The following is a 13672-nucleotide window of genomic DNA, read 5'->3' as shown; positions in this document are numbered from 1 at the left end:
AATAGTAGCCATAGAGAATCGCTACTTTTGGCTAGTACTGTAAGCAGGTACACTTTTCTTAGGCGAGAAATGTTAATTATATTTTTTACATACCCTTTTTTTGCTGTTTCGCCGATTTCAAAGTCGCCGATGTATTGATCTTTGCAGATAAGGTTTCCTTGCTTTCTTGCGCCAGAACCCGTTCAGTGTTGAGAGGGGTTTTGAGACTACTCAAAGCGGTATCGACAAGGTTTTCGGGTTTTATGTCTACTGTTTGCTGTTGTGCTGGCATTATATCCTGAAAAAATTCCAGTATTTTGCTATCATTAGCCATTTTTGATGCAGTTGAATCGATGGCTTTTTCAGTCTTTATCCTATTCTTGATATCAAGCGAGAGTACTTCCGTAGATCTTGTTACCATATTCTTATCAAACGGAGTGGTCTGTAGTATGTGGTCTAAATCTTCTTGACTCCCCTTTACGATTGCCTTGTCCAATTCAAGAAGCTCTTTGAACGATTCTATTCGCTCTCGATCCGAATCTAAGGATGCATTTAGGATGTCGACCGCAGATTCAAGGGCATTGATAATATTTGGCTCCTTCATTAATTCGGTAGCTACCGCCGTTTTACTAGTGGTTTCCTTCGCGTTAATTGCACCTTTGAGTAAGTCGTAAAGTTCAATTACGCCTTGCGTTATTTCTGTCGATTCGTTCGGTATATTCTTGTTCATCTGGGTAAGAGTTTATTCATTTGTTGCTACGACCATGTTTACGTATAGTTAGTGTAAACCGTCTCGTAGCTTTTTTTCATAGAAACTATCGCAAGTAAAATGGAATCCGGTACATCATATCATATTCCTGCTCTGGAAATAGACGAGATATACCGGGATTCTCAATTTAGCTTCTCAACAGTTTTATTTTTGTTTTATCATTTATTATTTCCATGCACGTTTCATTTTGGGTTTGTTCTCTTTTTTCAAGCTCTTTGCGGCCGGAGTTATTCTGCCATCTCCGCGCGAGGGAGAATTGGCCAGTTCACTCAAAAAAGAACTGACTTTGGGCTGCTCTTGCTTCGTCAGCAACTGTGTTTGTTGCACATTAAAAAGGGTTTGTACAGCCCTCAAAAATTGTATTTCACTAGCTCTAACAGGGTCTGTGGATATGACCTTATTTGAATCTTTTGCTTTCTCGAAACCTTGGCCTATGGTTTTATAGCTCCAACTTGCTGGTTGATAAAATTTACCTGATGGTGTAACCACATTAAGATTTTTATGCTCCCTAGCCAGACGTTCCAGATTTTCATTGTGCTGTTCATCTGCGACAAGAACTACTTTACCCTTAAAGTCAGAAGCAAAGTTCGCCAAACGCTCTGCCGGATATTCTTTGGGTTTTTGAATGAGAATCGCATCAGAGTCGAGTAAAACGATTGGTGGTAGTTCACCCTCGTTTTGACCAGGCATTAAAGCTGCATTGCTAAGACTTTCCCTTAAATCGTTTAAACTGTTAAATGCCTCTTTGTCCATAAAATTCTCCTGATGCATTTGCTGGGCGGTCTTCTCATTGCTACCTAAAATATAAAAGGTATCGGGTACAAATACTTCTTCCGGTCCGTTTGGCTCTCGGGGCTCCGGGTCATAAGGCGTTAGATTATTCGGTCGGGAAGTGTAGCCTTTCAATTCTCCGGCAGCAAGCTTTTCGTTCAGTTTCGTAAGCGCAGGTCGGTCGCCCGTATCATCGCCGGAATAACTCATTGAGAGCGGTTTCTCTGTAACCAAACCTTGCGTTTGAAACAATTGCTGAATTTTCTCCGTATTATTGGCGAGATCTTCTAAAGTTGTGCCCTTAGATACCCGTTCAATGGTATAGGAGTTTGTCGCACCCAAATGCACTTCCATTTCATTAGCCTCTCCGATTTGTTTTAAACCGGCTTTGATTTCAGATTTTATTGCTTCGAAAAGCTTCAAATTATCGGCATCGGTTTCGGGGCTATCCGTTTTTCGAGGTTCCCGATAGTGTGCCGTAAAGCCGTATTTCTTTACTTCTGCTTTGATCCATAGATGTTTCGCCGTATCATTTGAATCGGTAGTAAAATGATTTCCCGCAGCGGTGCCCATCATCTTGATTATTTCATCTTTTAGTTCTTGTTCCAAGGGTTTAGCTAACGCATGCATTCTATTATTGGACACCGAAATATCCCCAGAGTTCGAGTCGATAGGTTTAAACTGCATAAAGGCACCATTTTCCGAAGCCAGTACTATTTTTGGTCTTCTACCTTCGGTGTCGGGTCGCATGGCCTCTTTATAAAAATTGTTTAATTCCCCGTTTTTTCGACCAGAAAGGATAGCGATACCAGTATCGGGATTATCAAAACTGTACTGCCTTAATTTTTCCAGCGCCTCTTTCGTTGGCCCGGCCTCGTCTTTGCGCTCTAATGGTACAAAGGAGGTCATAGTGCCATCATTGTCGGTAACGATATAGTTTTTGATAGGTTCTTTGCTGAAAATATCCGCTTGCTCCTGGTTAGCTGTGTTTTTTTTGCTTGATTCCCCTATTTTAGCAAAAGCCGTATTACCAAATTTTGTATCTGCATCGGTAATAGCCGCTACCATTTTTTGATAATCCCCTGAATTCGCCTCTACATTGGTTTTTAGCTTTATCAGATCGTTTTTTTCTGATTCATTCAAATCAGTACGCTGATCCATACTATCGATTGTTTTCTGCTGCCCTCTAAGCGTATCTATGTTATCGGTTTGCCTGTGCAAGGCTTTTAATAGTATATTGGCTTTTGGTTCTTCTAACGAAAGGCTCTCAAAGCGGGATTTTCGTTCCAATCCTCCAAGGTCTTCTGCAATGCCCGCACCTGTACTTATTATCGCTCCTGAAGCTTTATGCGTTAGGAGTGTTTCCACATCGGGATGGTTCAATGCCCGATTTCTGGCATCTATCATTTCTCCGACCGATAAAATGTAACCATCTTTTATGGAGGTGGCCATTTGAAGGTCGTTCATCGCATCGAAAACCGTCATCTCCGCGTTGGCGATTCCTTGTTGGTAGTGATATACCGCTCCCGGAAATTCTTCATTTATTTCTTTGATCTGGTTCTCGACCAATTGTTGGTACTCGTCATATGCTTTTATCGGGGACGATCTTCCAGCTCCTGTAACCAGATTAAATTGATAGGTTTCGCCCGGGTTGCTCACTCCCGTACTAGCTTTTTCCCTTAAAAAATCTCGATATGCATTTAAGGAGGGTTCGATACCTTTCGTATAATCAAAGCGTTGAACCGAAGCAATATGCACTTTTTCCGAATTAAAATACGCCTTTTCCATCACGGTCTGATAGTCGTGAAGGGAGGCGTTTCCTTTTTCTATTTTTTGCGCTGCCTCGCTCATTTTATTGATTAATTTACTTGGGTTCGCTTTAATACTTTCGAAAACCTTTGCATTCGTGTCGTAGGTTGCAATATTCGCCTTAATACTGAGTAAATCCTTTTCAGTTTGTTCGTTTGTTGTGGCTTTTTGTGATAGCTCTTGTAAGGCTGCCCCGGGATTTATTCCCTTGCCAAGAATTTTCAACTTTCTAATTTTTTGGGATTCATTTTCTTCGCTACCCCAAATCGCAGTGACACTATTTTGCAAGCCTGCCATTTCGGCTTTTTGTAGAAGTGCTTCAACCTTTTCAGGATTGTTCAGCTTTTTTTCCGAGATTGCGGCTAGTACATCTATAAGATCGATTTTGGCCTGTATTTCGGCTATATTATTTTTGATGTCTTCATTAGCTGCGTTGGCCCTGATGTTATTTAATTTTGTTGCTATATCAGCTTTATCGTCTAGCAATGTCTTATTCAGTATTTCGCGATGGTCTTCGGATTCGGAAATCGACCCTATCCTTTCCTTCATATAGTCAAGACTATCAACTACTGCCTTATGGTTCTGCTTAAGATTCTTAACAAAATCCGTTTCTTTTTGTTCGGTATTCTCTAACCCGGTTTTTAAAACCGGTACCCTTTCATTAAATTCTCTCTCGAGCCTGGCTTTCGGTATTCCGATAGGGTTGACATAGCATTTATTCTTTATATGCTCCAGTTCTTTTGTGTTGGCAGCGATACCGAAATTTTCAATGGTCTGGACAAAATTATTCGAATCTAGTTGTGTATGAAAGCCAATACTATCCGAATCGACCAATTTTGTAAGTATATCTTTGAAACGATCGTTCATAGTAGCGATTCTTTCCTCGGAAGCGTCGGCTTTACCCATATAGAAGACTTTCGATTTTTCAGGGTCATAACCTTCCGGTTCTCTTCCCGGGGCAATATTGGCCCAGGTTTCGTGATGAAAAAAGGAGACGTTTATATTTCCTTCAATCGCTTCTCCGACAATTTTTTCCTTTTCTAAGGCTGCAGGTTCTTCGCCTTGGCTAGCGTTGTATTCTACTTTTGTATAATAATCGTTTTGATTCTGAATGGCCTCTTTTAACATTCCCGGTACCTGAAAAACATGGTAGTCATGTACCCACACAACCACGTCGTTGTAATTTTTTATTTCGGGTTTGTCGTCATCATTGATGTCCGAGTTGATTTTTTTCAAGAGGGTTTCGGTAAATTCCCAATCTACCGGGGTGTGGGAGTTTAAATCCCTGTTAGGGTCTATTTTTTCGGGCATGCTGTGTATCAATGGCCAGGTAATGCCATTCGTAGCCCCTTTGTAAAATTCGTCAAAGGTTTCTTTTTCGACAAAAATAAATTCATTTTGACCTTCCGGGATATTATTTTTTTCTTCATAAGATCGAATAGCGGCCTTTGCCTTATCAGGATCATTCTCTGGATCGAAACCTTCAGGTGCCTCCATGATGCCTAACCAATAATTCTTCTTGTACCCTTCGGTTGGTATCGCATCATTGATGCCCGGTGCTACACCACCGCCGGATTTTTGGTCGGCCTTCCATTCCTTGGTAATCTTGTCCTTTGCAACTTTCATGATGTTCGCACTAGAGGCGATGTAAACGGCTTTTTTGTTATTTTCCATTTTCAGCTTTTTAATTTTATTTATGTTTCGATTTAATTAAGAGTATTCAAGTCGTTTTAAAACCAGATTTTGGAGTAGTCTTCGCTAGTAAGACGGGATTCATTTTATGTATTTCGTGAGTATTAAATAGATAAGGCTAAGGTTTCATTTGAGTGGGTATTGAACTTTTTGTGGAAGCGCCAGGTGACCGATTGCTACGCTGCGCCATTCCACTATTCGATGGTACCCTTAAACCTACTAAGAGTTCGGACCTGTCATCACTGGTAGACTCCATTATTGAATTGCTCTCAGAAGGGGAAGTGGGCATCCTTTCGTTACGAACCCCTTCGTTTAGAGGAACACTTGGTTGCACATTCGCTTCTACCCGGCTTTCCCGAGATTGCTCTTGATATAAATCTTGTTGCATCGTTTGGTCTTGGGATGGGCCCGAACGTTGTCCTATAATTTCGGTAGTGCGGTCCATGACAAGTTTGTCCCTTTTATCCTGTGCATTTTTGAAAGTGCCGCGTGCCCTCGCCGATGCCCGATGCCATCGCGACATGTGGGTTGAATTGGCCGATTTTTGAGTCAGTAGCGATGCTGCAAGAAGACCTGTTGAAGCGGCAAACACACTTGCGCCCACTATCGGAAATGCAATAGAGGCTCCAACAGCAGTGATAGATAAACCAAGACCAACTGAGGTCGCCGCGACCCCGTAAAAGAAGTTTAACGGTTGTGGGGTAATTAGTTTGATTCCGCGTTCATTCTTATTATTGGTATTATTTGCATGCATAAGTGAAAACACCCGTTCCGAAGCACCTTGTTTGTCCTGTCTTATAATTTCGGGGTCCTTCTCTATCGCAGCAAAACCTTTGACCAATTCTTTGACTACATTTTGTACAGGTTCTTCTGGCGATTTGTTGATAGAATCGACCAGCAGGGTGTTGTACATGCCTCGATACCCGAGCATTTTTTCTTGATCTTCCTGATGCATATCATTGGCGGTATCGATCATTGTAGAATTTACCGCAAAACGCGCTCCATAAGCCGTTGCCACAATTCGCCCCATTATACCCCAAGGTAATGCATCTCCCACGACAATGGCACCTTTCCCGTTCAGACCGGATTGCGCTTTTGTAATGGTGGTGGCATATAATTGCGGGCTCAAATTGTTCATGTACAAACTCTTGCTCGTTAACATTTCTTTAAGGAACTTAGCGTCTCGGGCATTTAGCCCTTCTTCCTCGACCCTCTCGTTGAAGATTTTTTCGAAATCCGGGTTCATTTTAAATTTCCCCGTTTCGAGAATTTGGCCTGGATTTTTTGCCGTAGTCAAATGTGCGAGAGGTTCTGCTACACCATCTAGGGCTGCGGTCCAAAACAGCGAGTTATCGGCCTCATTAAATGGGGCGGCCTTGATGGCCAATGATTGAATGGCTTCTGAGTTTTTTGCTAATTGTGGTAATTCTTGGGCCAATTGTGGAGTGTTGCCATAAAGTATAATTTCATCGATTTTGGAGTAAAAGTTCTTATCCAGTTCATTTCTCATGTTTTCGAATGTAATATCGGTTTTTGCCGAATAGTCATGGGGTCCCATAAGTTGGTTCAAAGAGGCATCCTCAAAACGGTTGACGGTTTGCCCGGTCTCGTCGTTTAATGCCTGTAAGACTTTCTGTTGGTAAGCCCCAGGGGATGACTGCTCGTTTACATTCTGCTCCCAGGCGGTTATAAGTTCTTCCTTTAGGCGACTTTGCATCTCAGCATCCAAACCTACCGCCACCACACGTTCGAGGGGGCTGGCATTCAAAACGGCCTTTGCAATTTCAGGTAGATTTTGTTCGGTAGCTTCGACCAATACTAGCCTTGCACGGTTGGCTCTCGATTCGAACCACTCTTTCGGCTTTTCTTTATAGCCATTTTCGATAGAGGCCTTACTAAAGGCCGAATATTTATCCAATACTCTTTTAAAGAAATCTTTTAGTTGCGGTTCCGAGATCAATTTAGGCACTTCTAAATCTATATTGAATGCCTCGGGCCCTTCAATATCATCTGTGATATTTCGATCTATCGTGTCGAAGTCTTTTGCATATCTTTCTAGCTCATCCTTTACCATTTCAGGTTCATTAGGATAGAGCGATTCCAAAATTTTCTTAGCCATGCGCTCTTGGCCTTTACTCATCTTGGTAGTTTCTTGGGGAATAACCGTATCCGGGATGTCTATTGCGACATGGTCTGGATTTCTAATTGGTGTCTCTGCTACTCTGGGCGATCCTTGGTACATAGCATTGGTATGCATATTACTTGTGGCAGCCTGTCCCATCTCAATATCGCGTTCTTCTGTATTCATAACTGTCTGTTTTACGTTATTCGAACTCAAACCAATTTTTCACTACAATGGTTATTTGACCATTTCTTCTCTAAAGTGTGGTAAGGGCTTCAATACCCCCAATGAGCTATCGTAATTTTATAGGCCTTTTTTGAGTATGGTTTGTATCGGTTGTTTAAGATGCCGTCCCGAAAATGGCGCAGTGTTGTTACTAAGCAATAAAAGCGGTACTTCAGACCTACTAAGGCATAGGCGATGTGTCTAAAAAGGATATACGTCATATCAATTATCCTCTAAAAAAATTTGTTCAATCGTTTGAATAAATTATGTTTGTGTGGCGCATAACGATTTAAAATGTCAAAACGGGGAAAGATAAAACTCAGCGATATTGCAAAAGAAGCCGGCGTATCGGTTTCTCTTGTGTCCTATGTACTCAACGATCGGCATCCTAATAGAATCAATAAAGAGACTGCAAAAAGGATAAAGGATATTGCCCAACGGCTCAATTATCGCGCAAATCCTCTGGCAAAGGGTTTGAGAACAAAAAAGAGTCATACGATTGCATTGGTATTGGCAGATTTGGCCAACCCTTTTTCTGCGCAGATCGCCCGTATCATAGAGAATATTGTAATAGCCAAGGGGTATGTACTTCTTATTGGAAGTATGGACGAAAATATTGAAAAATTCAAAAAATTACTTGATACGTTTATGAATCATGAGGTAGACGGGCTGATCATCGTACCACCGGAAGAAAGTGAAAGAGAAATCCAAGCGATTCATTCGCAGGATATTCCCTATGTCTTGATCGATCGGTATTTTCCAAAATCACCTTTCAATTTTGTTGTAAATGACAATCATTTCTCAACATATGAATGCGTTAAAAGATTAGTGGATCTGGGTAAGAAGGAAATCGCATTTGTGACCCAAAACAACACTTACGCACATTTTCTGGAAAGAAAACGAGGTTTTTTAGAGGCTTGTAATGACTTTGGCCTTCAAACCGACGCTAAGATAATAGCGGTAGATTTAGCAAATTTGAGTGAAGATGTTAATAAGGGTATCGACACGCTATTGATTGATAATCCTGAATTAGATGCTATTCTGTTCGCAACGAATATACTCACTTTACACGGTCTTAAATACGCCGTTAAGAATAAGCTGCGGTCATTGGGAAAGATGGAGCTAATGGGTTTCGATGAGGCGGAGTTCTATGATATATTGCCTGACGGAATGATGTATTATAGGCAACCTTTAGAGGAAATAGGCAAGAGGTCGGTCGAGTTTTTAATGTCTGATATTTTAAACCCTCGGCAGCAAAGCATCGGTGAGAAAATACGGGGAGGTCTTGTAGAAACAACACCTAGGAAGACTGAATAAAAAAATTTAAGTTAATGTTTAATCGTTTGAACAATGAATGAAACAACTCGGGAAAAACCAACGTTAAGTATACTCCAAATATGGAATATGTGTTTCGGCTTTTTGGGCATACAATTTGGTATGGGGCTGCAACTGGCCAATATGAGCCCTATTTATAGGTACTTGGGAGCCGATGAGCACAGCCTGCCACTTTTGTGGTTGGCAGGCCCTGTTACCGGTTTGGTAGTACAACCTATTATCGGGGCAATGGGCGATAACACTTGGGGTAAATGGGGCAGGCGTAGACCCTATTTTACAGTTGGCGCCATTGTTGCAGGTATTGCTCTGATCGCCATGCCCTATTCCTCTTTTATTTGGATGGCCGCTGGCCTGATGTGGGTGCTTGATGCTGCGGTCAATTCTTCGATGGAATCTTTTCGAGCCATGGTCGGAGATATACTTCCTAAAAAACAGCGGCCATTAGGCTTTTCAATGCAAACGTTCCTTGTTGGGGCGGGAGGTCTTGTTATTGGCTTTTTACCTTTTATATTGGGTGAATTTGGGGTGTCTACAACGGCCGATTCGAATACCGTTCCCGATTTCGTAAAGTATGCCTTCATCGTAGGTGCGATAGTTATAGTCGGTTCAATATTATGGACAGGGTATACGACCAAGGAATACCCGCCGGAAGATATTGAGCAATTTAAAAAAGAAAGGGCGAAAAGTGGTTTTTTAGACTCCTTCCGCGAAATCCTAGAGGCGATTAAAAACATGCCTTTGGTCATGAAACAGCTTTGGTGGGTACAGCTGCTAGTGTGGTTTGCGCTACCCCTAATGTGGCAATATTTATCCTTATCCATAGCGCGGCATGTGTATAATGCCCCACTTGCTACCGACGTCGGGTTTAGCGAAGGTGTTGCGATGGGCGGCATCGGATCTGCCATCTACGGTATTTCTCCGATGATTATTGCTTTTCTGATTCCCTCGATCATCAAGCATGTTGGTACTCGTAAAACGTATGCTTTTTGTCTCATCATAGGGGCGGTCGGCTTTCTCGGAATGCATTTTACATCCGGAATAAGCGGTGTATTTGCCCTATGTTTCTTGATGGGTATCGGAAACGCCGGCGTCAGTACCGTGCCCTATGTGATGGTATCCAGCTCGGTCCCGCAAGAGAAAATGGGGGTTTACATGGGTCTATTGAACGCATTTGTATGTTTACCCCAGATTTTTATGATGCTATCGCTACCCTTGTTCTATGATAGTCTTTTAATGGGAGACCCAAGGAACGCCTTGGTCCTAGCGGGTGCATGCTGGGTCGTGGCGGCCTTATTGTGTCTTCGCATTACGAAGTCTGCAGACTTTTGATACGCATAATTGCTAAATAATGGGTAAGGAAAATCACTAAAACGAGTTCCTAAGTTAGCTATAATGACAAATAGACAGATTAAAATTTCTCGAATTCAACACGTTGGCATTCCAGTTCGCGACCTTAACGTGTCAAGTGATTTTTATAAAAGTCTCGGTTTCGAACAGGTCATGAAATCGAGTTTTACGCACGAGGGGGCAGAGGGTAAAGTTCTGATGATGAAAAGTGGGGAGGTGGTCATTGAGATTTATCAATTGCCGGTAGCGCTTAACAAACGCACTGCCGGAAGTATTGACCATATTGCTTTTGATGTTGCGGGTATCGATGAAGTTTTTCAAAATTTAAAGAATGAAGGCTTTCTGATTTTAGAAGATGCGCCCAGGTTTTTACCGTTTTGGAAAAACGGATGTAAATTTTTTAATATTCTTGGCCCCGATGGTGAACGATTGGAATTTAATCAGATTTTATAAATGAAAACATTTAAAGGTATCAGAAAGGCGTGGTGGAAGGAGCAGGTAGTTTATCAAATTTACCCACGGTCTTTCAAAGATTCAAACGGTGACGGTATGGGTGATTTGCAAGGAATAATCGCTAAGATTGATTATTTAGACGAACTCGGTATTGATATCGTATGGCTCAGTCCGCATTTCGATTCCCCCAATGCCGATAATGGGTATGATATTCGTAATTACCGTGAGGTAATGACCGAATTCGGGACGATGGCCGATTTTGATTTAATGCTCGAGAAACTGAAGGAAAGAGGAATAAAATTAATCATAGATTTGGTGGTCAACCATTCGAGCGATGAACACGCATGGTTCGAAGAGAGTAAGCTATCAAAAGACAATCCGTATAGGGATTATTACATATGGCGCGCTGAAAAGGATGGGCAAAAACCGAATAATTGGCCCTCTTTTTTTGGAGGTTCTGCTTGGGAAAAAGACAATACGACAGGGGAATATTATTTGCATTATTTTTCTAAAAAGCAACCCGATTTAAATTGGGAAAATACAAAATTGAGGCAAGAAGTTCATAGTGTCATGAAGTTTTGGTTAGATAAGGGGGTCGATGGTTTTAGGATGGATGTAATACCCCTAATTTCTAAACAGCAAGATTTTGCCGATATGACCAAGACACAACTCAAGAACCCGGAAATAGTATATGCCTCTGGTCCGCGTCTTCACGAATATTTGCAGGAAATGAATAGTGAGGTATTGTCACAATACGATTCGGTTACCGTAGGCGAGGCATTTGGGGTCAGTGCCGAGTTAATGCAGCGTATGACCGATGAACGGCGGGGAGAAATCGATATGGCTTTTTTATTCGATATTGTGCGTATCGGGAGAGATAATTGGTTACAGAAAGAGTGGTCATTACCAGAATTGAAGGCATTGTTCACAATGCAGAGCGCTACCGATAAGTTTCATTGGCCCACGGTATTTCTCAACAATCACGATAACCCCAGAAGCGTTAGCAAATTTGGGAATGCGTCTTCGAAGTACAGGGCAGCCTCGTCTAAACTTTTGGCTTTATTAACGCTTACGCAGTATGGCACTCCTTTTTTGTATCAAGGCGAGGAAATCGGGATGACCAATTATCCCTTCAAATCTTTTGAAGAATTCGATGATATCGAAATTCGGGGCAATTACGGTCAAATATTAAAAAGTGGGGTACAAGCTGAGACCTATTTGAACGAGTTGAATAAGTCGTCCAGAGACCACAGTCGTACTCCCATGCAATGGACTGCCGAAAACCAAGCTGGTTTTACCGATGGCAACAAGAGCTGGTTATCGGTAAACCCGAACTACACCGAAATTAATGTGGAAACTCAATTGGGCGATACACAATCCGTTCTTCATTTTTACCGAACATTGTTAAAATTAAGAAAGGGGAACGATGATCTTATCTATGGTGATTATTTTGATATCTTACCAGATCATAAAGAAGTTTTTGCATATACCAGAACCGGGGAGCACAGAACATATTTAATTGTACTCAATATGTCTGAACAGCTCATAGATTTGAATTTGCCCGAGAATTTTCATTCGTATGACTTGATTATTTCGAATTATGCAAGGAAAAAGAATAAGAAATACAGTGTTCGACCATGGGAGGCGGGGCTATATTGCGCCAAAATCGACTAGCCGGTAAGAGATCTTTGGTTCATTCTGAGAATCCTGAATTGATTGTATTTCCAGTATAAATTTACGAATATGCTTCAGGCGATATCTCTAATGTCGCCGAACATTGTCCTGAAAATATGCAAAGGCTAGTCTGCACACTTGGTCGTCTAAATCCGTATCGGATTAAAGTTTATTTACCAGTGCAAAATCCTTACTCTTCTTCTATTTTTGCATGTTGCAGAAGTTTCAGTTTGTACATTATTTTTCGAATCCGAACAAAGGGAATATGCTGGGACCCATTCATTAATTCCACTTATTGTGATATTTCACCACCTAACTTTCCTTCCCACCACTTGTTACTAAACGGTAAGCTTAGCGATTACTTACGGTTATATTTATAGAAGATGATATCGTCATTTTGTGAATATTCGCCCAGGTATATATCGCAAACATATTGAAAGTTTGTAACGAATTTAAAATCTCTTGCAACACATCGGCTATATCATAGCGGCGCTACCTGTGCGATTAGGTTAAAGGCGAATAACTGGGCTGTTCTTTTTTATGATGTACGACGGGAATTATCTGAATTTGAAGACTATTTGATATGAAAAATGAAAATATTTGTGACCTATTCTTGAACCAGTATGAGTCATTAAAACAACATTCTTACTTTATATGTAAAGATAAAGAGATGTCGGAAGATATTGTACAAGAAACGTTTCTTTATATGTTTTCAAAATATGGAGAAGTAGATGAAAAAATAAAGAATAAATCGGGTTTTTTATACAAGGCGATAAAATATGCTACGTACAATGAATTAAAGAAAAGAAGGAAAACTGTTGATATAGCAGATCACAATACGGGGGAGGATTCATTACGAAACGATTTTCTTCTCGAAGATTTGATAACCAAGTCGATCGCGGCGATTCCGGAACGTCGTAGGGAGGTTTTTCGATTACGACGCTTGCGAAATCTTAAGGTCAATGAGATTGCCAAAATAATGGACATTACCCCAAAAACAGTTGAAAACCACATAACCATTGCTTTGAAAGCGTTGAAAAAAGATTTTCATCTGTACGACCCAAACTTTTCAGGACAAGCTACGGGATAACCATTTTTTACGTAATTTTTTTAGATAAAATTTTCATTTTTAAAATATACAATTAATAAGAATGTCTTGATATGCCCCATATCGTATGACATTGCCATTCAAACCTTTTTGCCAGTCGCGAACCGCCGATTCGAGAGTGTAATTACATACCAAAAAAATAATTTTTCTTGTTCGAACGTGTCATTGTTCGAACGCTGGAATAGCATTTGTGCTGCCAGATTGCAACTGGTTTTGGGGTTAACGCTTCAATTCTATTTGAAATGTAAATTAGGTAAAAAATTATTCATGACGGCTTCGTATAGACGTTACGCTAATTTTTATTAAAGTGGTCTTAGGTCTGTTTAATACTGATCTGGGGTACAGTTGCGAAGTGCAAAGTGGGTATGACAGCTATGTTTTTTGTTCT

The 13672-nt window shown here is 41.0% G+C and carries 8 protein-coding genes; 5 read left to right on the top strand and 3 right to left on the bottom strand.

Translation table 11 applies throughout. The features are described from left to right. Positions 1-85 precede the first annotated feature (85 nt). The 3 genes from FGM00_RS11395 to FGM00_RS11385 form a co-directional block, all read right to left on the bottom strand. Positions 86-709 carry a hypothetical protein gene (locus tag FGM00_RS11395; RefSeq protein ID WP_138853027.1) on the bottom strand — a complete coding sequence of 208 codons (624 nt, stop codon included), beginning with the start codon at positions 707-709 and terminating at the stop codon, positions 86-88. Positions 710-913: 204 nt separating this feature from the next. Beyond that, positions 914-5002 carry a trehalose-6-phosphate synthase gene (locus FGM00_RS11390; RefSeq protein ID WP_138853026.1) on the bottom strand — a complete coding sequence of 1363 codons (4089 nt, stop codon included), beginning with the start codon at positions 5000-5002 and terminating at the stop codon, positions 914-916. 136 nt (positions 5003-5138) lie between these two features. Continuing rightward, a complete protein-coding gene (locus FGM00_RS11385) occupies positions 5139-7328 on the bottom strand; it encodes a hypothetical protein (protein ID WP_138853025.1) in 2190 nt (729 codons plus the stop codon). Positions 7329-7661: 333 nt separating this feature from the next. On the opposite strand from FGM00_RS11385, the gene FGM00_RS11380 reads away from it, so the two are divergent. The 5 genes from FGM00_RS11380 (at position 7662) to FGM00_RS11360 (ending at position 13266) form a co-directional block, all read left to right on the top strand. Beyond that, a complete protein-coding gene (locus tag FGM00_RS11380) occupies positions 7662-8684 on the top strand; it encodes a LacI family DNA-binding transcriptional regulator (RefSeq protein WP_138853024.1) in 1023 nt (340 codons plus the stop codon). A gap of 33 nt (positions 8685-8717) precedes the next feature. Further along, positions 8718-10031: an MFS transporter gene (locus tag FGM00_RS11375; RefSeq protein WP_138853023.1), complete on the top strand. Its 1314-nt coding sequence runs from the start codon at positions 8718-8720 to the stop codon at positions 10029-10031. A 63-nt stretch (positions 10032-10094) separates the two neighbouring features. Continuing rightward, positions 10095-10502 carry a VOC family protein gene (locus tag FGM00_RS11370; RefSeq protein ID WP_138853022.1) on the top strand — a complete coding sequence of 136 codons (408 nt, stop codon included), beginning with the start codon at positions 10095-10097 and terminating at the stop codon, positions 10500-10502. Beyond that, positions 10503-12176, top strand: a complete 1674-nt coding sequence (locus FGM00_RS11365) for a glycoside hydrolase family 13 protein (protein WP_138853021.1) — start codon at positions 10503-10505, stop codon at positions 12174-12176. It begins immediately after the preceding gene. A 583-nt stretch (positions 12177-12759) separates the two neighbouring features. Then, the gene (locus tag FGM00_RS11360; protein WP_138853020.1) at positions 12760-13266 is read left to right on the top strand and encodes an RNA polymerase sigma factor; all 507 of its coding nucleotides are present in this window, start codon (positions 12760-12762) and stop codon (positions 13264-13266) included. Positions 13267-13672 lie beyond the last annotated feature (406 nt).

Origin of the sequence: Aggregatimonas sangjinii (assembly GCF_005943945.1) — a bacterium.
GTDB classification, from domain to species: Bacteria; Bacteroidota; Bacteroidia; order Flavobacteriales; family Flavobacteriaceae; genus Pelagihabitans; species Pelagihabitans sangjinii.
The sequence above is the reverse complement of the archived record's forward strand: the minus strand, read 5'-3'. Positions and strand labels throughout refer to the sequence as shown.

What these genes read in the sequence shown, in the direction of transcription:
- FGM00_RS11395 (WP_138853027.1), bottom strand. Translation starts at nt 709, where the DNA reads ATGAACAAGAATATACCGAACGAATCGACAGAAATAACGCAAGGCGTA.
- FGM00_RS11390 (WP_138853026.1), bottom strand. Translation starts at nt 5,002, where the DNA reads ATGGAAAATAACAAAAAAGCCGTTTACATCGCCTCTAGTGCGAACATC.
- FGM00_RS11385 (WP_138853025.1), bottom strand. Translation starts at nt 7,328, where the DNA reads ATGAATACAGAAGAACGCGATATTGAGATGGGACAGGCTGCCACAAGT.
- FGM00_RS11380 (WP_138853024.1), top strand. Translation starts at nt 7,662, where the DNA reads ATGTCAAAACGGGGAAAGATAAAACTCAGCGATATTGCAAAAGAAGCC.
- FGM00_RS11375 (WP_138853023.1), top strand. Translation starts at nt 8,718, where the DNA reads ATGAATGAAACAACTCGGGAAAAACCAACGTTAAGTATACTCCAAATA.
- FGM00_RS11370 (WP_138853022.1), top strand. Translation starts at nt 10,095, where the DNA reads ATGACAAATAGACAGATTAAAATTTCTCGAATTCAACACGTTGGCATT.
- FGM00_RS11365 (WP_138853021.1), top strand. Translation starts at nt 10,503, where the DNA reads ATGAAAACATTTAAAGGTATCAGAAAGGCGTGGTGGAAGGAGCAGGTA.
- FGM00_RS11360 (WP_138853020.1), top strand. Translation starts at nt 12,760, where the DNA reads ATGAAAAATGAAAATATTTGTGACCTATTCTTGAACCAGTATGAGTCA.